This is a genomic window from Stenotrophomonas sp. KH_036_B, from assembly GCF_057839485.1.
In genome coordinates this window covers 4,081,430-4,099,524 of record NZ_CM174491.1, presented here as the reverse complement: position 1 = coordinate 4,099,524, position 18,095 = coordinate 4,081,430, and the positions used below count along the sequence as shown (strand labels likewise).

The following is an 18,095-nucleotide window of genomic DNA, read 5'->3' as shown; positions in this document are numbered from 1 at the left end:
CCTAAGAGCCAGACCATGCCCACCTCCATCGAACCCCGCGGTTACCAGACCGGCTTTGGCAACGAGTTCGCGACCGAAGCGGTCGCCGGCGCGCTGCCGGTAGGCCGCAACTCGCCGCAGCAGGTGGCGCATGGCCTGTATGCCGAGCAGCTGTCGGGCACGGCGTTCACCGCGCCGCGCGGCAGCAACCGGCGCAGCTGGGTCTACCGGATCCGTCCGGCGGTGACCCATGGGGAGTTCCAGCCCTACGCGCAGCCACGGCTGCACGGCGACTTCGCGCAGGGCGCGGTGTCGCCCAACCAGCTGCGCTGGGACCCGTTGCCGCTGCCCACCGTGCCCACCGATTTCGTTGATGGGCTGTATACGATGGGGGGCAACGGTTCACCCGATGCCCATGGCGGCGTTGGCATCCATCTGTATGCGGCCACGGCGGACATGCAGGGGCGCTACTTCTACGACGCCGACGGCGAACTGCTGATCGTGCCGCAGCTGGGACGCTTGCGGCTGCTCACCGAATTCGGTGTGATCGACATCGAGCCGCAGCAGATCGCGGTGATTCCGCGTGGCGTGCGTTTCCGCGTGGAGCTGCCCGACGGACAGGCCCGCGGGTATGTCTGCGAAAACTTCGGGGCGCTGCTCAAGCTGCCCGACCTCGGCCCGATCGGCTCCAACGGCCTGGCCAACCCGCGTGACTTCGAAACACCGCACGCGGCGTACGAGGACGTTGACGGCGCCTTCGAGCTGATCGCCAAGTTCCAGGGCCAGCTCTGGCGCGCCGACATCGACCATTCACCGCTGGATGTGGTGGCCTGGCACGGCAACTATGCGCCGTACCGCTATGACCTGCGCCGTTTCAACACCATCGGTTCGATCAGCCACGACCACCCGGATCCGTCGATCTTCCTGGTGCTGCATTCGCCCAGCGACACCCCGGGCACCAGCAACATGGACTTTGCGATCTTCCCGCCACGCTGGCTGGTGGCGCAGGATACGTTCCGGCCGCCGTGGTTCCACCGCAACATCGCCAGCGAGTTCATGGGCCTCATCCACGGCGCGTACGACGCAAAGGCCGAGGGCTTCGTGCCCGGCGGCGCATCACTGCACAACAGCATGAGTGGCCACGGCCCCGATGCGGCGACGTTCGAGAAGGCGTCGGCGGCGGACCTGAGCCGGCCCGACGTGATCAAGGACACCATGGCCTTCATGTTCGAGACCCGCGGCGTGATCCGTCCTGCCGCGCAGGCGATGGACGCCGCGCACCGCCAGCGCGGTTACCAGCACTGCTGGCAGGGGCTGAAGAAGCACTTCCGGGCCTGATGCCTCCGTACCCACCGCGGCGTCAGCCGGCCACGGCGCCGGCCTGCTCCAGCTGTGCCAGATGCGTCTCGGGCAGCACTTCGAACAGCCGCTGCCGTACCCGCTCGCAGTAGCCGGCGGAGGTCAGCCCGGGCAGGGCCTCCAGTGCACCGCGCAGCGCCGCCACCACCTGCACGTCGCTGCGCGCCTGCTGCAGCGTGTACAGCAGCGCGGCGGCCTGCGGGTGCCGCTGCATTTCGAGGATGCCGAGCACGTAGATGCGTGCGGCCACCAGCGAGCGGCGCCGTTCGGCCGGGGGGGCGCTGACCGCCGCTGCGGCGGCGACGGGAGCGGTCACCGGTGTCGGCGCGGTGGAGACCAGGTAGCCGGCCTGGATCAGCTGGATCACCATCGCCGATGCTTCCGGCCCGATCAGGGCGGTGAGCTGGGCCAGGTCGCGCTGGCCGTCGCACAGGATCAGCAGGCGCCGTTGGCGCATGTCCAGCGGCGCACGGTGGGCCTGCAGGGCGTCGTGGGCGAGGTCGGTCTTGCGCGGTTGCATGGGCGTGGGGTCGAAGCGGTGCAGGCCGAGCCTGATCGCTGCAGGTGTAACGCTGATGACAGACCCCGGCTGCATGCACGGGCTGCACGCCCGCCACGCTAGCCTGCGGCCACTGACCGGAGGACGAACCTATGAAGCAGCTTGGAAGCGTTATGGCGTTGGGCGTGGCACTGGCGCTGGCGGGGTGCGGGCGGGCGCCGGAGACCCCCTCCACCGATGCGGAGGCCGCGGTGCCTGAATCCACTCCCGCACCGGCACCGGCAGCAGCAGGGACCGCAACAGCCGCTCCGCAGGCCGCCGATGCTGCCGCACAGGGGCCGGCGCGCCTGGACGGGTACGGTCCGCTGACCCTGGGCAGCACGCTGGACCAGGTTCGCGCCGCGTGGAAGGCACCGCTGCAGGGCGACGTGCCCGACGACTACTGTCACGCGCTGCGTCCGCAGGGCGCGCAGGCCGAGGACGTGATCCTGATGATCGAGGGCAAGCGCCTGGTGCGCTATGACGTCCGCAACGACCGCACCGTGGCGCCGGGCGGCGGCAAGGTCGGCATGTCGCTGGGGCAGCTGCAGACCCTGTATCCCGACCGCGGCGACCTCACGCCGCACAAGTATGACGAGCGCGGCCACAACCTGCGCGTGCGGCCGGCCACCGAGGGTGGGGCGCTGGTCAACTTCGAGATCAACGGCGACGGCAACGTCACCGCCTGGCGGGTCGGCAAGACCCCGCAGGTAGACTACGTGGAAGGCTGCTCCTGAGCCGGGTTTGCCCGCTGAACCTGCAGTGGCCCTAGAATCGGGCCACGCCACCCTGGGGAACGCCTGATGATCACTGCCACTGCCTGGTTCCTGCTTGGCCTGCTGCTGCTTGCACTGGGCGGCGACTCGATCGTCAAGGCCGCCTCCGGGTTGGCCCAGCGCTTCGGGGCATCGCCGTTCGTGGCCGGCCTGTTGCTGGTCGCCTTCGGTACGTCGCTGCCGGAGCTGGTGGTCAATGGCCGTGCCTTCGTGGTGGGCGCTGAAGAACTGGCGCTGGGCAACGCGGTGGGCAGCAACATCGTCAACGTGGGCCTGACCCTGGGCATGGCGGCGCTGGCGGCACCGCTGCTGGTGCGGGCGCGGCTGCTGTCACCGCTGCTGGTGGTGCTGGCCGTGGCCAGCCTGGCGCTGATCGTGTTCGGCCTGGACGGTGTGGTCACGCGCTGGGAAGGCGGCCTGTTGTTGCTGGGCTTCGTTGCCACCGTGGTGTTCCTGCTGCGCAGCGCGCGGCGCGAAGCCGAGCCGGTGCGCGAGGCCATTGCGGGTTACGCGATGACGCGCACCGGACTGTTTCTCAATGTCCTGCGCGTGCTGTTCGCGGGGGTGTGCCTGTACTACGGCGCGCGCTGGATCGTGGCGGCCGCGCCGGTGATGGGGGCCGGCCTGGGTTGGTCGCCGGTGCTGGTGGGCCTGTTGCCCGTGGCGATCGGCACGGCGCTGCCGGAAGTGGCGGCGGCGATCATGGCCGCGCGCCGTGGCCAGGGCGACATGGTGCTGGGCCACGTGATCGGCTCCAGCCTGTTCAACCTGCTGGTGGTGGTGGGCGGCATGGCCGTGCTGCGCCCGCTGACGCTGCCCGGGTCGTTCGTGAAGCTGGAACTGCCGGCCGCGATCGCCTTCGTGCTGGTGCTGTACCCGATGCTGCGTGGCGACCTGACCATCAGCCGCCGCGAGGGTGGGATCCTGCTGTTGGCCTTCGCGGCGTGGATCGCGCTGGAGCTGGCTCTCATCGGGTAGAGACACGCCGTGCGTGTCTTCGCGGTGCCGGAAGATGCGTAGAGCCACGCCCTGCGTGGCTGCGCTTTGTGTTTCGGCACCGCGAAGCCACGCAGGGCGTGGCTCTACCGGAATTATTAGAGAGCTTTTATTCCGTGGGCGCGGTTGGATCCGGACGCGTGGCGACGCGTTCGTCGGAAGGGCGCTCTTCGTTCTCATTGCGCGGGCGAGGCGGCGGCAGCTGCTCTTCCTTCGCGGTCTCATGCCCCGGCAGCGTCGGGCGCTTCTCCATCATCAGCGACAGCGCGGCCTTGGCCATCATGTGGGCGCTGATCGGTGCGGTGATGAACAGGAATACCGTGATCAGCAGCTCGCGCGGCTGCGGGTCCTCGCCCAGGAAGATGTGGTAGCAGACCGAGCCCAGAAGCACGCAGCCCACGCCCAGCGTGCTGGCCTTGGTCGGCGCGTGCAGGCGCTTGAAGAACGTGGACAGCTTCACCAGGCCGAGCGCGCCGACCAGGATGAAGAAGCAGCCAAACAGCAGCAGCAGCGACAGCACGATCTGGATGAAGGTGATCATTCGACGATGTCCCGGCGCAGCACGAACTTGCTCAGCACGACCGTGCTGCCGAAGCCCAGCATCGCAATCACCAGCGCCGCTTCGAAATACACCGCCGAATTGAGGTACATGCCGAACAGCATCAGCTCGGCGATGGCCGTCACCGACAGCGTGTCCAGCGCCAGGATGCGATCCGGAACCGTGGGGCCACGCAGCAGGCGCCAGGTGGCCAGCAGCATCGCCAGACCGACCACATGCATGCACACGGCCATGGTGGTCTGGATGAACGTGAAACCGGTCATGGGAAAATCTCCATCAGCGGGGCTTCGTAGCGGTGCTTGATCTGCCGGATGAGCTCGTCCGGATCATCCAGGTGCAGCACATGCACCAGCAGGTAGCGGCGATCGTCGGACAGCGCGGCCGACACCGTGCCCGGGGTCAGGGTGATCATGCTGGTGAGCGCGGCAATGCCGTGGATGTTGGCGATGTCCAGCGGCAACCAGATGAAGCCGGGGTGGATGCGGCGCTCCGGGCCCAGCACCTGGATGGCGACGCGGATGTTGGACACCAGGATGTCCCACAGCGTCACGCAGATCAGCTTGGGCACGGGGCGCAGCGAGCCGATGCGCGCGAACTCGCGGTCCAGCCGCGCGGCGAACAGCGGCGCCGCCACGCCCAGCACCATGCCCAGCAGGATCTGGCCCAGCGTGAAGCTGTCGGACATCAGCACCCAGAACCCCATCACCATCACGCTCAGCGACGGCGAGGGGAACACGCGGCGGTACAGGGAGCGTCGGCGCGTCATGGGTTGCGGATCTCCGGCGTGGTCGCGCGCAGCTCACCCACGTACTCGTGAGGCTGCAGCAGCTGGGTGGCCATGGCGTCGGTGTACTGCATCAACGGATTGGCGAACACGCTCATGCCGATGCCGTAGCAGAGCAGCAGCGCGGCGGCGAACAGCTCAACGGTGCGCGTGGGCGCCTTGCGCGGCGGCGGCACGCCTTCCTCCACCACCGGCACGCGCCAGAACAAGCGGATGCCGCCGCGGGTGATGCCGACGATCACCATCAGGCTGCTGCCCAGTACCGCCGCCCAGACCACGCCGGTATACGGCGCGGGCATGCCGGCCAGCAGCGCCGCCTTGGCCAGGAAGCCGGACAGCGGCGGCAGCCCGGCCACCGATACCGCGGCGATCAGGAACAGCACGGCAGGGGTTTCCTTGCCCGGCATCGGCGCGATGATTTCCTTGCGGTCGCTGGCGCCGCCGCGGCGGCGTCGGATCAGGTCGGCCACCAGGAACAGCGCGGCCGCCACGAACGTGCTGTGCGGCAGGTAGTACAGGCCGGCCGACAGCACCTGCGGGGTGCGGATCGAGAAGGCGATGAACAACGTTGCCGCCGACACCACCACCAGATAGGAGATCAGCACGCGCAGGCGCGCGGCGGCCAGGACGCCCAGCCCGCCGAGCACCAGCGTGGCGATGCCCGCCCACAGCAGCCACGTGCTGCCGTAGCCGGCCATCGGGCCGGCATCCTCGCCGAACCACAGCGTGCTGACGCGCAGTACCGCATACAGGCCGACCTTGGTCATGATCGCGAACAGCGCGGCCACCGCCGCCGGTGCGCGCGCATAGGCCTCGGGCAGCCACAGGTACAGCGGCATCAAGGCCGCCTTGCTGCAGAACACCAGCAACAGCAGGCCCAACGTGGCCTTGACCAGGGTCAGGTGGCTGGCGGGCACCTCGGCGATGCGCTGGGACAGCTCGGCCATGTTCAGCGAGCCGAGCGAGGCATACAGCAGGCCCAGCGCGATCAGGAACAGGGTCGAGGCGGTGACGTTGAACACCACGTAGTGCAGGCCGATGCGCATGCGCAGCCCACGCCCGCCGCTGAGCAGCAGGCCGTACGAGGCGATCAGCATCACCTCGAAGAACACGAACAGGTTGAAGATGTCGCCCGTCAGGAAGGCACCGTTGAGCCCGACCAGCTGGAACTGGAACAGGGCGTGGAAGTGCGGCGCGCGGCGGTCCCAGCCCGAGCACGCATGCAGCAGGCAGGGAATGGCCAGCAGCAGGGTGGTCAGCAGCATCCAGCTGGACAGCCGGTCGCCCACCAGCGCGATGCCCAGGCGCGAGGGCCAGTCACCCAGCAGGTACACCGCGATGGTGCCATCGGCGGTCTGTGCGAACAGCAGCCCCACCGCGGCGGCCAGGGCGGCCAGCGTGGTCCACGCCACGCTGCGCTGCACGGTGGGCCCGTAGCGGCGGTGTTCGACGAACAGGGAACACGCGGCACCGAACAGCGGAATCAGGATGGGCAGGATCACCGCATGGTTCATGCGCCGCCCTCCCGGCCAGGTGCGGTGTCGGGCGCCCCGGTGGGCTCTTCCTCATGCGCGTCGACGTGGTCGCTGTGGTTGTCGCTGCGGCTGCGCATGGCCAGCACGATGCTCACCGCGGTCATGGCGAATGCGATCACGATCGCAGTCAGTACCAGCGCCTGCGGCAGCGGATCGGTGTAATTGCCCAGGTGGTAGTCCAGGCCTTCCTTCAACACCGGCGCCTTGCCGCTGACCAGCCGGCCACCCGCGAAGATCAGCAGGTTGGTGGCGTAGGACAGGAAGGTCATGCCGAGAATGACGTCGAAACTGCGCGCGCGCAGCAGCAGGTAGATGCCGATGGCGCTCAGTACGCCGATCGCGCTTGCCAGGGCCAGTTCCATCAGTGCATCTCCCCGGTACGTGCCGAACGACGGTTGGGATCGATCTCTCCCTTGCGGGCATTGCGGGTGCGCGAAGGCTTGATCGTGCCCATCATCGACAGCATCAGCATCGCGCCGCCGAACACCACCAGGTACACGCCGGTATCGAAGCCGATCGCGCTGGCCAACGGCACCGTGCCGATCAGCGGCAGCTCGAGATCCAGATGCCCGCTGGTGAGGAACGGCACGCCGAACAGCATCGACGCGCTGCCGCTCACGATGGCGATCAGCAGGCCGGCACCGATGCAGCGGATATAGTCGAAGCCGAAGCGCGACTCCACCGATGTGGTGCCCTGGATGACGTACTGGATCAGCAGCGGTACGGCCAGCACCAGGCCGGCGATGAAGCCGCCACCGGGCGCGTTGTGGCCGCGCAGGAACAGGAAGATCGAGACGGTAAGCGTCAGCGGGAACATGATCTGGGCCAGGTCGGCCGGCACCGGCAGCTTGATCGGGGGTCCCGGCATGATCTGCTCCGGTGCCATGCGCGAACGCCGCAGCATGGCGTGCACCACCAGCGCGGCGATGCCGAACACGGTGATCTCGCCGAAGGTATCGAAACCGCGGAAGTCGACCAGGATGACGTTGACCACATTCTCGCCATACGCCTCGGGCAGCGCCCGGGCGAGCATCTCACCGGCCATGGTGTTGGGCGGCAGGGTCATCGCGCTGTATGCCATCGCGGCCAGGCCGCCGCCGCCGATCACCGCGATCAGCGCGTCGCGGCGCTTACGCCAGCGCGACTTCTCCGGCGGCGACTGCACCGGCAGGTAGTTCATGCCGAGCAGCATCAGGACCAGCGTGACCATTTCCACCAGCAACTGGGTCAAGGCCAGGTCGGGCGCGGACAGGAACACGAACGTCAGCGACACCATCAGCCCCACGCCGCCCACCACCAGCACCGCCAGCAGACGCTGCCGGTAGACGAACAGCGCGCCCAGCGCGCAGCACATCATGACCAGCCACAGTGCCCAGCCCAGCAGCGGAATCGGCTGTGGCGAGGGCCAGTTGGGCGAGACCGGGTTGGCCACGAACGGTGCCGCCGCGACCACGATCGCCACCACCACCAGCGCCATCAGCATGCGCTGCAGGCTGCCGTTGGCCAGCCCCTGGGTGAGCCGATGGGCGAAGCCGAACACCAGGTCCAGCTGCTTGTGGAAAATGTTGCGCCCGATGGTGCGGGTGACCACCGCGTGCAGGTTGATCAGCCTGCGCAGGCCGAAGTACAGGGCGATGCCGCCCAGCACGCCGGCCAGGCTCATCGCCAGCGGCAGGTTGAAACCGTGCCAGATCGACAGGCTGTAGGCCGGCATGGCCGGGCCGAGGATCGACGACGCGGCCGCGTGCAGCACCGGCGCGATGGTGATCGCCGGGGCAACGCCCACCGCCACGCAGACCACCACCAGGATTTCCACCGGCACCTTCATGAAGCGCGGCGGCTCATGCGGCACGCGGTCCAGGTCGTGTGGTCCCTTGCCGAAGAAGGTGTCGTGCACGAAGCGCAGGCTGTAGGCCACGCCGAACACGCCGGCCAGCAGCGCGGCAATGGACACCGCGATGCGCATCGGCTCGGGGCCCTGCGCGGTGATCGCCTCGGCGAACAGCATCTCCTTGGACAGGAAGCCGTTGAGCAGCGGAATGCCGGCCATGGCCAGCGAGGCGATGATCGCCAGTGCGCTGGTGAAGGGCATCAACCGGCGCAGGCCGCCGAGCTTGCGCATGTCGCGGGTGCCGGTCTCGTGGTCGATGATGCCCGCGGCCATGAACAGCGAGGCCTTGAAGGTGGCGTGGTTGAGGATGTGGAACACGCCGGCCACCACCGCCATCGGCGTGGACAAGCCGAACAGCAGGGTGATCAGGCCCAGGTGGGAGATCGTCGAGTAGGCCAGCAGGCCTTTCAGGTCATGCTGGAAGATCGCGTTCCACGCCCCGATCAGCAGGGTGAGCGCACCGATCCCGCTGACCGTGTAGAAGAACAGCTCGCTGCCGGCCAGCGCCGGGTGCAGCCGCGCCAGGAGGAACACACCGGCCTTCACCATGGTGGCCGAATGCAGGTACGCCGACACCGGGGTGGGCGCGGCCATCGCCTGCGGCAGCCAGAAGTGGAAGGGGAACTGCGCGCTCTTGGTGAAGATGCCCGCCAGGACCAGGAACAGCGCCCACGGATACAGCGCGTGGGCGCGGATGACATCGCCGGCGGCCAGCACCACGTCCAGCTCGAAGCTGCCCACGATGCGGCCGATCAGCAGCACGCCGCCGAGCAGGGCCAGGCCGCCGCCGCCGGTGACCACCAGCGCCATCCGCGCACCTTCGCGCGCGTCCTGGCGGTGCGACCAGAAGCCGATCAGCAGGAACGAGCTGATGCTGGTCATTTCCCAGAACACCATCAGCAGCAACAGGTTGCCCGAGAGCACCATGCCGAGCATGGCGCCCATGAACAGCAGCAGGTAACAGTAGAAGCGGTGGGCGCTGTCGCGTGGGCTCAGGTAGTAATGCGCATACATCACCACCAGCGCACCGATGGCCAGCACCATCCCGGCAAACATCCAGGCCAGGCCGTCCAGGCGCAATGAGAAGGCCAGCCCGATCTGCGGGAGCCATTCGCCGAAGCTGCGCACGACCCCGCCGTTGAGGATGTCGGGGGTCATCGTCGCCAGCAGCACCAGCCCGCCCACGGGGGCAGCGGCGGCCAGCCATGCGGCGGTCGCGCGGGAACTGCGGCGGAAGATGGCGACCGCCGCTGCCAACAGGAAGGGCAGGGCGAGCAGCAGGAGCAGGCTTGGATTCATGCAGGGAATGCGGGATTCACGAGCAGGCCGTTTAGTCTAACAGGCAGGCATTTGTCGCCGATACACCCGATTACGCCACCAATTGCATGCAACGTGCGTGATTCATTTTTTCTGGGCAAAAAACGGCCCCATTCGGCAGCTGTGCGTGCCGTATGGAAGCGTCGGCGCGACTTTGCCGGATGTGGTGCCTGAAACCGGCCGCACCCAGCAACCGCAGGGCCTGAAAGGCCATTGGAGCTGGCTGCAGCATGAATGGACTGCGGGCGGGAAGGGCCGTGCACGACGATGCTGGAGGGCGGGGTGTGCAGCCTCAGTGAGCATCCATCTCGTTCAGGTTTGATGCCGCATCGCCGGAGGGAGGCCCGGCCTGGATGCTCAATAGCGCCAGTCGAGCCGGCGGTACAGTTTGGCCAGGACCCAGGCGGGGCCGATCAGCAGGTACGTCAGGTCGGTCAGGAAGCTGGGCTTGCGGCCTTCGTACTTGTGCCCGATGAACTGCGCGATCCAGGCCACGACGAACACGCCGATCGCCACCCACAGCAGGTGCTGCAGCCCGATTTCGGCCTCCAGCAGGCGGCACAGGCAGCCGAACACGAAGAACACCACCAGCATGCCGATGCCCAGCGGCCGCGACAGCCGGTTGTAGAAGCTCCAGGCGGTGAACATCGCGAAGGCGGCCCAGATACCGTTCTGGAACCAGGTGATCAGCGGCGGCAGGCACCACAGCAGGGCCACCACCGACCACAGGATCGCCGGTACGGCCACCACATGGATGCGCTGGTTGAGTGCATTGCGGTGGTCATCAGAGTAGCTGGCAAAGTAGCGGTCGATGGGCCGCACAAGCTGGGTCGTCGTGGACATTGAGCCTCCGGAGTGGGCACAGGATACTCCCGCAGCGCGAGGGCCCCAAACGCAGCGCTGCGCCCCGCAGCTGACGGGGTAGAGCGGACTGTGTAGAGCGGACTGTTAGTCCGCTGCCTTACGCGATGACCCAAAACGCGGCGCTGCGCGCCGCAGCTGACTAACAGTCAGCTCTACCGGTCCGGACCCACAGGCCCCGGACCCACAGGCCCCGGACCCACAGGCCCCGGACCCACCGGCCCCGAACCTCCGCGGTTCCCCCGCCACCTGCAAGGCGGCGGGGGCATCCATCAATCGACGGAGATTCCCGCCAGACGCTGCAGCGCCTCGGCGTACTTGGCGCGGGTGCGTTCAATGATCTCCGCCGGGATGCTTGGGCCCGGGGCGGTCTTGCCCCAGTCCAGCGTCTCCAGGTAATCACGCACGAACTGCTTGTCGTAACTCGGCGGGCTGGTGCCCACCTCGTACTCGTCGGCCGGCCAGTAACGCGAGGAATCCGGCGTCAGCATCTCGTCCATGATGTACAGGCGGCCATCGGCATCGGTACCAAACTCGAACTTGGTGTCGGCCAGGATGATGCCGCGCTCACGCGCGTAGTCGGCGGCGAACGCATAGATGCGCAGCGTGGCGTCGCGCACCCGCTCGGCCAGGTCCGCACCGACTGCCTTCACCATCGCATCGAAGTCGATGTTCTCGTCATGGTCGCCCACGGCGGCCTTGGTCGAGGGGGTGAAAATCGGTTCGGGCAGCCGCTCGGCCTGGCGCAGGCCGTCGGGCAGTTCAATCCCGCTGACCTTGCCGGTGCGCTGGTAGTCCTTCCAGCCGCTGCCGATCAGGTAACCGCGTGCGATGGCTTCCACCGGTACCGGCTTGAGCTTGCGGGTGACCACCGCGCGCTTGGCATACAGCGCCGCGTCCACGCCCTCGGGCAGCACGCTGGCGACGTCGATGCCGGTCAGGTGATTGGGCATCAGGTGCGCGGTCTTGGCGAACCAGAAGTTCGACACCTGGCAGAGCATTTCGCCCTTGCCCGGAATCGGATCGGGAAGCACCACGTCGAAGGCCGACAGACGGTCGGTAGCGACCATCAGCAGGTAGTCCCCCGGCGGAGTGCCGGCGGGCAGCCGTTCGCGCGGAATGTCGAAAACATCACGCACCTTGCCGCGATGGCGCAAGGGCAGGCCGGGGAGATCGGATTGCAACAACGTGGTCGGCACGGGCACTCCTGAGGCTTCGTCGAGACAGCTGTCCAGGGCACCCGGAGGGCCCGCAGAGACAGCGGGCGGCCTAGTGTAAAGCGGGTTGGCCCCGCTGTGACGTAAAATGAGGACCCTTTGTCGCCACGGCCGCCCGGACCCCCATGCGCTGGTACGGAAAACTGCTCGGATTCATCGCTGGCGCCCTGCTTTTCAGGCCCAATCCGCTGTTCGGGGCCGCCATCGGCCTGTTGATCGGGCATGCCTTCGATGCCGACTGGTTCCGCCTGAACAGGGAGAACCCCTACCGGGACCTGGGGCTGACCTCCGAGGCGACCGACGCCGAGGTCGACCTGGCCTACCGCCGGCTGATGTCCCAGTACCACCCCGACAAGGTCGTCGGCGCCGCCCCGGAGCTGCGCCAGCAGGCCGAGCGCAAGTCGCGCCAGCTCAATGCCGCCTACGACCGCATCAAGACCCTGCGCAAGCGCTGAGCGCGCGCGGCCCCTCTCTACGTCCTCAAGGCACCGGCCATGTCCAACTGCATCATCGCCCCCTCCATCCTGTCCGCGAACTTCGCCCGCCTCGGCGAGGAAGTGGACAACGTGCTTGCCGCCGGCGCCGACTGGGTGCACTTCGACGTGATGGACAACCATTACGTGCCGAACCTGACCATCGGCCCGATGGTCTGCCAGGCGCTGCGCAAGCACGGCGTGACCGCGCCGATCGACGTGCACCTGATGGTGGAGCCGGTGGACCGCATCATTCCGGACTTCGCCGAGGCCGGCGCGACCTACATCAGCTTCCACCCGGAGGCCAGCCGCCACGTCCACCGCACCATCCAGCTGATCCGCTCGCTGGGCTGCAAGCCGGGCCTGGTGCTCAACCCGGGCACCCCGGTGGACATCCTGGACTGGGTGCTGGATGACCTGGACCTGGTGCTGCTGATGTCGGTCAACCCGGGCTTCGGCGGCCAGGCGTTCATTCCCTCGGCGCTGGACAAGCTGCGCGTGGTGCGCCAGAAGATCGATGCCAGCGGCCGCGACGTGCGCCTGGAGATTGATGGCGGGGTCAAGGCCGACAACATCGGCGCGATCGCCGCCGCCGGTGCCGACGCGTTCGTGGCCGGCTCGGCCATCTTCAATGCGCCGATCAGCTACAAGGACGTGATCGACCAGATGCGCCACAACGTCGCCAAGGCGCGGGGCTGAGCATGGGCGCGCCCAGCGTGCAGATCCGCGACGCCACCGCTGACGATGCCGCGCTGATCCTGCGTTTCATCCGTGAGCTGGCCATCTATGAGAAGGCGGAATCGTCGGTGCAGACCGACGAGGCGGGCATTCGCCACAGCCTGTTCGGGGAAGGCGCCAAGGCCCGCGCGCTGGTCTGCGAAGCCGATGGCCAGGCCATCGGCTACGCGGTGTACTTCTACAACTACTCCACCTGGCTGGGTCGCAACGGCATCTACCTGGAAGACCTGTACGTCAGCCCGGCCCAGCGCGGCAGCGGCGCCGGCAAGGCGCTGCTGCAGCACATCGCGCGCATCGCCGTGGCCGAAGGCTGTGGCCGTTTCGAATGGTCGGTGCTGGACTGGAACGAGCCGGCCATCAAGTTCTACGAAGCGGCGGGCGCCAAGCCGCAGAGCGAGTGGACGGTGTACCGGTTGGAAGGCGAAGCACTGAAAACGTTCGCGCAGCCCCGGTAGGTATCGACCGTTGGTCGATGCGCCACGTTCACGGATAAAAAAAGACCGCACCCTTTCGGATGCGGCCCTGGGAAGAGCGGGAGGCTGATCCTGCCTCCATCCATCGTCCTTGCTATGGACTCCCATTCTCCGCATGGTCGGTGACCGTTTGATGACGTTCACCGCGCCTGAAACACCGCACTGCTAGCCTGCGCCTCCCCCTACCGTGGAAGTGCTGCATGAGTGGTCCCTGCTGGCGTCTGATCCTCAACGGCAAGTCCACCGGCAATGACGAGCTGCGGGACGCCGTCCATGCCCTTCGCGAGGAAGGAGTGACCCTGGAGGTGCGGGTCACCTGGGAAGACGGCGACGCCGAGCGGTACGTGGCCGAGGCCATTGAACACGGCGTGGACACCATCATCGCCGCCGGCGGCGACGGCACCCTGAGCGAGGTGGCGGAAACCCTGGCGCATCGCGATGAGGCCGCCGAGGCGCTGCCCACGCTCGGACTGGTGCCGCTGGGCACGGCCAACGACTTCGCCACGGCGGCGGGCATCCCGGACGATCCGTTGCAGGCGCTGCTGATGATCCAGGCCCAGCCGGCCTGCGCGCTCGACCTGCTGCGCATCGAGGCCGATGGTGAATTGTGGTGGTGCGCCAACGTCGCCAGCGGTGGCTTCGGCACGGAGGTGACGGTGGAGACCGACGAAGGCCTGAAGAAGGTGTTGGGTGGCCTGGCCTATCTGCTCACCGGCATCTCGCGGCTGGGCCGGATCGACCCCATCCGGGCGCGGCTGCGCACCCCCGACTTCCAGTGGGAAGGCGGCTTCATCGCGCTGGGCATCGGCAACGGGCGCCAGGCCGGTGGCGGGCAGGTGTTGTGCCCGGAGGCGCTGGTCGACGACGGCCTGCTGGACGTCACCGTCATCCCCGAACTGAGCGGCGAAGTGGCCTCGACCCTCGCCGCACTGGTGAAGGGTGGCAAGGCGGGCGCGCTGGAACAGGTGGCCGAGCGCACGCGCGCGCCGTGGGTGGAGATCGAGGCGGATGAGCCGGTGACACTGAACCTGGACGGCGAACCGGTGCGCGCGCGCCGCTTCCGCATCGACTGCGTGGCGGCGCGCCTGCGCATGCATCTGCCGCTCGGCAGCGCGCTGCTGCGGTAACGCCGGGCGCGCGTTGAGGGGCGCCCCGGCGCACCCCTTCGATCGTAGAGCCGGGCCCTGCCCGGCTGCCTCACAGCAGCGGGATGTCTTCTTCTTTGGTGGGGAATCCAAAGGCTTCGCGCTTCTTTCGGATGTGCTCAGGCATCGGCGGCCGTGGGATGTTGCGCGCGATCAGCCATTGCTGGCACTTCTTCTGCCAGGGCAGGAGGTCTGGCGTGGTGATTTCCCAATAGATGTCTTCCACCATCATCTGGCGTGCCGGACGGGCGGATCCCGCAGCAGCTGGTGCGGAAAGGGTAGGGTCCGCGTCGTGCTCCAGCAGCCAGTATGCTGAGTCGAAACCACCGCGGGCGGTATACCAGCTCAACACCGTATCGGCCTTGCCTAGGTTGTTCTCGTTTACCTTCGCTCCCGCTTCAACCAGCTGCTGAACATTTGTCCACTGATTTCCGTTGATGAATGCCTGGAACAGCAGCGACTCGCCGCCACTGCTTCGCGTATTGGGGTCGCCGCCGTGCTTGAGCAGCAGTTGCAGGAAGACCGGATCGTCAAGACGCACGGCGTACACCATTGCGTTATTGAACTTGAAAGGTTTTCCGTCTATCTCCCGCACTTGCCGCGAATTCGGATCGGCGCCGTTGTCGAGCATCGCGCGCAGCCCTTCCACATTGCGGGCACGCAGCGGCCATGCGAGTAGTGGAATTCCATCCCGACGGGCAAACGTTGTATCGGGATTGACACCTTCATCCTTGATCCACTGTCGGATCGCTGTCGCGTCACCCTTCTCGGTGGCGATAGCCAGTTGCAATGCATTTCCGTCGAAGTAGTCAGCGGCACCATGTGAAGACGACGCCGCACACCCGTTGACGAGGAAAAGTGTGAGCCATGCCGCACTTACAAGGACTTTTGTCATCGTGTTGTGAAGATTGATGCGCATGACCAACCTGATGTTGAGCCCCTGAAGAGGGTGACATTAGCAAAGTGTTCTGGTATTCGGTAACCAGCGCGGCTCGGGGGGATCGCGCGCCTTCACTGAGCAATGGAGCATGCCATGAGTGGTCCCGATAACGAGGCGCGCACGCGCGCCATCCAGGAGCAGAACCTTCTCGTCCAGCAGCTGCGCGACAGCGGCAATGAAAATGAGGCGGACCGACTCCAGGAAACCTATCACGCGCGCGAGATGTCTGGCCTCGCTGCGGACGTCTATTCTTCGGCCAACCATGATGGTGAGCCGCCTGCGGGCTGGACGCGTGCGAGTCTGGATCCCGCAGCGCTGCGCGCCGCTGGAATCGAGATGTCAGACGTCGAAATCCGCACGCGCCTGCAGCCGCCCGATTCCGGATTCCGTGCGGAAATCTATATTCCCGACAAAAGCGTGTTCGGCGAGCACGCCAAACCGGTGGTGGTGTTTAAAGGCTCGACCGGGCAAATTGTCGACCCTGGCGCGCCGAGCGGCCGGCGAGAGTCTGGTGGTGAGGACTTCCTCAACAATGGCCAGCAGGGCATCGGGATGCGCAGCGATTACTACGATCGCGCGATGCAGTTGGGTGCGATGCTGAATCAGAAGACCGGCGGCAACTTCGAAATCGCCGGCCACTCCCTCGGTGGCGGCATGGCTTCCGCCGCCTCCGCCGTGACGGGTGCCCGTGCCACTACCTTCAACGCCGCAGGCCTGCATCCCGACACGCCTGCGCGTTTCGCCAAAGAAAGCGGTCTACCCACCTTCAATCCGCAGCAGACCGTGCACACCTACCAGACCGCTGGCGAGGTGTTGAATGACGTACAGAACGGCATGCAGAAGCTCAGCGACGAACAGCGCCGGGGCTACGGTGTGCTCGCCAATGAAATGGGCATGTTGCTGAAAGAACCGGCCATGCAGAAGCTCGTCGGCGACAAGCTGCGCGAAATGATGCCGGCCGGCGCGCAGACCTCGGCCGCGCAGTTCGTCGAACAGCTGGCAACCAAGTCTGGTCAGGAGGCGCTGCGGGACTTTCCCGTGGCGGCAGGCAAGCTGGAGCTGTTGCTGGACGCCAAGATGGTCGACAAGAACGACAAGAACCACGGAATCATCGACCGCCCGAACGTGGCGCCACCCAGCCAGGTGGCCGAGCTGGCCGGGCCGCTGTCACATGCGCTGCATGCCACGGGCTACGGCATGCGCGGTGGCCGCATCATCGGCGAACAGGTCGAGCGGGTGGGTGCCGCCGGCGCGCACGTGCTTGACAGGGTGGGCGATGGTGCCGAGGTCGTGCTCAAGACCGAGGGCATGGCGATTGGCCAGGTGGTGAACTTCGGCTCTGCGACCCTGCAGGTCGGCACCAAGGCCAGTACCACCGTGATCGCGTCCGGACGCGAACTGACCGGCAGCATCGAAGCCACCCTGCATCGGGCCGAATCGCAGGCGCGCTCGGGTGGCATGTCGGCACTGTCGTGGATCACTGACAAGGTCGGCCTGGACAGCGTGTCCGAGCGTCTGGCCAAGGAGGCCGAGCGCACCCGCAACGACGGCGAACACCGGGCGCAAGGCGCCACCCGCCACGCGCAGTCCGACGCAGACGGTATTCGTGCGGCAGGCGACAGAAGCGCCGCCGTGATCGGCCACAATGGTCAGTGGGTGGCGGGCAAGCTGCAGAACGGGTTTGCCACCGCCGGGGCCTATGTGGACAGCGGTTACGATCTGGCCGCGTCACATGTGAAGGGCATCAGCTCGCATGCGCCGGCCGTCTTCGCTACGGTGGGCGGAGTAGGGGCAGGCCTCACCACGGCGGCGGCCACCCACATACCCGCCGGGCCGCCACCGGTAGCGCTGCACAACCTCTCAAACCTCGCCAGGTCCGCGCGCTTGATCGACGAGCTCAGCCCTTCCTTCGGCGAATCGGCGGCCCGCCATGGCATGGGCGATACCGTCATCCCCAGTCTTGATGCGGAACTGGCCAAACAGGAAGCCCAGGCCCGGAAACTGCTGGAACAGCACGAACGCATCCAGCAGCCGGCGGAGAAGCATGCGGCCATCGCTGCCGAGCCGTCCACGCTGGTGCTCGGCATCAACGACCCGGGCCACCGGCACTACCATCTTTTCCAGGGCGCCCAGTCCGGCGTGCACGGCATTGATGCCGCCCACAACCGCGTGCCCGACCTGCAGAGCGACCAGCTGGCCGGTGCACTGGCGGCCAAGGCCAACCAGGAAGGCCTGGAAAGCATCGAGCGGGTGGTGCTCAGCGAGGACCGCACCCGCGTGTTCGCGGTCGATACCCAGGACCTCACCTCCGTGCACCGCCACCTGGCACAGGTGGACGTGCTGGCCGGCCGCCAGCAGCCGCTCAGCGTTAGCACCGAGCAGGTGGCCGAGGTCAGCCGGCAGCAGGAGCGCACTGCGGCGGCCCCGGCACCGGTGGCCGACCTGGGCGCCGAACAGCGTGAGCAGGAGCAGCAGGCCGCGCGCCGCATGGGCTGACGCCTCTGGCTCTGTTGG

The 18,095-nt window shown here is 67.2% G+C and carries 18 protein-coding genes; 8 read left to right on the top strand and 10 right to left on the bottom strand.

Going from position 1 to position 18,095, the window contains the following annotated elements; genetic code table 11:
• Window positions 1-15: 15 nt before the first annotated feature.
• Entirely contained in the window at window positions 16-1,317 is a 1,302-nt protein-coding gene (gene hmgA, locus AC3ITN_RS18160; protein WP_489391417.1) for a homogentisate 1,2-dioxygenase, read from the top strand.
• A gap of 22 nt (window positions 1,318-1,339) precedes the next feature.
• On the opposite strand, the gene AC3ITN_RS18155 is transcribed toward hmgA, so the two are convergent.
• Window positions 1,340-1,858 carry a hypothetical protein gene (locus AC3ITN_RS18155; protein WP_489392968.1) on the bottom strand — a complete coding sequence of 173 codons (519 nt, stop codon included), beginning with the start codon at window positions 1,856-1,858 and terminating at the stop codon, window positions 1,340-1,342.
• Between the two features lie 131 nt (window positions 1,859-1,989).
• Here AC3ITN_RS18155 and AC3ITN_RS18150 point away from each other — a divergent pair, with 131 nt between their 5' ends.
• Both AC3ITN_RS18150 and AC3ITN_RS18145 read left to right on the top strand, forming a co-directional pair.
• Entirely contained in the window at window positions 1,990-2,613 is a 624-nt protein-coding gene (locus AC3ITN_RS18150) for a hypothetical protein (protein ID WP_489391416.1), read from the top strand.
• Window positions 2,614-2,679: 66 nt separating this feature from the next.
• Window positions 2,680-3,630, top strand: coding sequence for a sodium:calcium antiporter (locus tag AC3ITN_RS18145; protein ID WP_489391415.1), 951 nt, complete (start codon window positions 2,680-2,682; stop codon window positions 3,628-3,630).
• Between the two features lie 127 nt (window positions 3,631-3,757).
• On the opposite strand, the gene AC3ITN_RS18140 is transcribed toward AC3ITN_RS18145, so the two are convergent.
• From AC3ITN_RS18140 to AC3ITN_RS18105, 8 genes are all read right to left on the bottom strand, one after another.
• Window positions 3,758-4,189 (bottom strand): Na+/H+ antiporter subunit G, encoded by a 432-nt coding sequence (locus AC3ITN_RS18140; protein WP_313345368.1) that lies wholly within the window; start codon window positions 4,187-4,189, stop codon window positions 3,758-3,760.
• A complete protein-coding gene (locus AC3ITN_RS18135) occupies window positions 4,186-4,470 on the bottom strand; it encodes a K+/H+ antiporter subunit F (RefSeq protein WP_068854300.1) in 285 nt (94 codons plus the stop codon). Before AC3ITN_RS18135 ends, AC3ITN_RS18140 begins: the two co-directional genes overlap by 4 nt.
• Complete coding sequence (locus tag AC3ITN_RS18130) at window positions 4,467-4,973, bottom strand: Na+/H+ antiporter subunit E (RefSeq protein WP_489391414.1); 507 nt, start codon at window positions 4,971-4,973, stop codon at window positions 4,467-4,469. The genes AC3ITN_RS18135 and AC3ITN_RS18130 overlap by 4 nt, the downstream gene beginning before the upstream one ends.
• Window positions 4,970-6,505, bottom strand: a complete 1,536-nt coding sequence (locus AC3ITN_RS18125; RefSeq protein ID WP_489391413.1) for a monovalent cation/H+ antiporter subunit D — start codon at window positions 6,503-6,505, stop codon at window positions 4,970-4,972. The genes AC3ITN_RS18130 and AC3ITN_RS18125 overlap by 4 nt, the downstream gene beginning before the upstream one ends.
• Window positions 6,502-6,888 carry a Na+/H+ antiporter subunit C gene (locus AC3ITN_RS18120; protein ID WP_489391412.1) on the bottom strand — a complete coding sequence of 129 codons (387 nt, stop codon included), beginning with the start codon at window positions 6,886-6,888 and terminating at the stop codon, window positions 6,502-6,504. Before AC3ITN_RS18120 ends, AC3ITN_RS18125 begins: the two co-directional genes overlap by 4 nt.
• Window positions 6,888-9,716 (bottom strand): monovalent cation/H+ antiporter subunit A, encoded by a 2,829-nt coding sequence (locus AC3ITN_RS18115; RefSeq protein ID WP_489391411.1) that lies wholly within the window; start codon window positions 9,714-9,716, stop codon window positions 6,888-6,890. Before AC3ITN_RS18115 ends, AC3ITN_RS18120 begins: the two co-directional genes overlap by 1 nt.
• Window positions 9,717-10,091: 375 nt before the next feature.
• Window positions 10,092-10,577 (bottom strand): Mpo1 family 2-hydroxy fatty acid dioxygenase, encoded by a 486-nt coding sequence (locus AC3ITN_RS18110; protein ID WP_489391410.1) that lies wholly within the window; start codon window positions 10,575-10,577, stop codon window positions 10,092-10,094.
• Window positions 10,578-10,867: 290 nt separating this feature from the next.
• Window positions 10,868-11,794 (bottom strand): phosphoribosylaminoimidazolesuccinocarboxamide synthase, encoded by a 927-nt coding sequence (locus tag AC3ITN_RS18105; RefSeq protein ID WP_489391409.1) that lies wholly within the window; start codon window positions 11,792-11,794, stop codon window positions 10,868-10,870.
• Between the two features lie 143 nt (window positions 11,795-11,937).
• On the opposite strand from AC3ITN_RS18105, the gene AC3ITN_RS18100 reads away from it, so the two are divergent.
• The 4 genes from AC3ITN_RS18100 to yegS all read left to right on the top strand — a co-directional run bounded on the left by AC3ITN_RS18100 (window position 11,938) and on the right by yegS (window position 14,623).
• Entirely contained in the window at window positions 11,938-12,267 is a 330-nt protein-coding gene (locus tag AC3ITN_RS18100; protein WP_313345351.1) for a J domain-containing protein, read from the top strand.
• A gap of 39 nt (window positions 12,268-12,306) precedes the next feature.
• Window positions 12,307-12,984, top strand: coding sequence for a ribulose-phosphate 3-epimerase (rpe, locus tag AC3ITN_RS18095; protein ID WP_068854293.1), 678 nt, complete (start codon window positions 12,307-12,309; stop codon window positions 12,982-12,984).
• A 2-nt stretch (window positions 12,985-12,986) separates the two neighbouring features.
• Complete coding sequence (locus AC3ITN_RS18090; protein WP_313345347.1) at window positions 12,987-13,478, top strand: GNAT family N-acetyltransferase; 492 nt, start codon at window positions 12,987-12,989, stop codon at window positions 13,476-13,478.
• A gap of 218 nt (window positions 13,479-13,696) precedes the next feature.
• Window positions 13,697-14,623, top strand: coding sequence for a lipid kinase YegS (yegS, locus tag AC3ITN_RS18085; protein ID WP_313345345.1), 927 nt, complete (start codon window positions 13,697-13,699; stop codon window positions 14,621-14,623).
• Between the two features lie 70 nt (window positions 14,624-14,693).
• On the opposite strand, the gene AC3ITN_RS18080 is transcribed toward yegS, so the two are convergent.
• Window positions 14,694-15,560 carry an ankyrin repeat domain-containing protein gene (locus tag AC3ITN_RS18080; protein WP_489391408.1) on the bottom strand — a complete coding sequence of 289 codons (867 nt, stop codon included), beginning with the start codon at window positions 15,558-15,560 and terminating at the stop codon, window positions 14,694-14,696.
• 114 nt (window positions 15,561-15,674) lie between these two features.
• Between AC3ITN_RS18080 and AC3ITN_RS18075 the strand changes: the two genes are divergently transcribed.
• On the top strand, window positions 15,675-18,077 hold the full coding sequence (locus AC3ITN_RS18075) for a Tle-like phospholipase domain-containing protein (protein ID WP_489391407.1): 2,403 nt from the start codon (window positions 15,675-15,677) through the stop codon (window positions 18,075-18,077).
• Window positions 18,078-18,095: the final 18 nt, after the last annotated feature.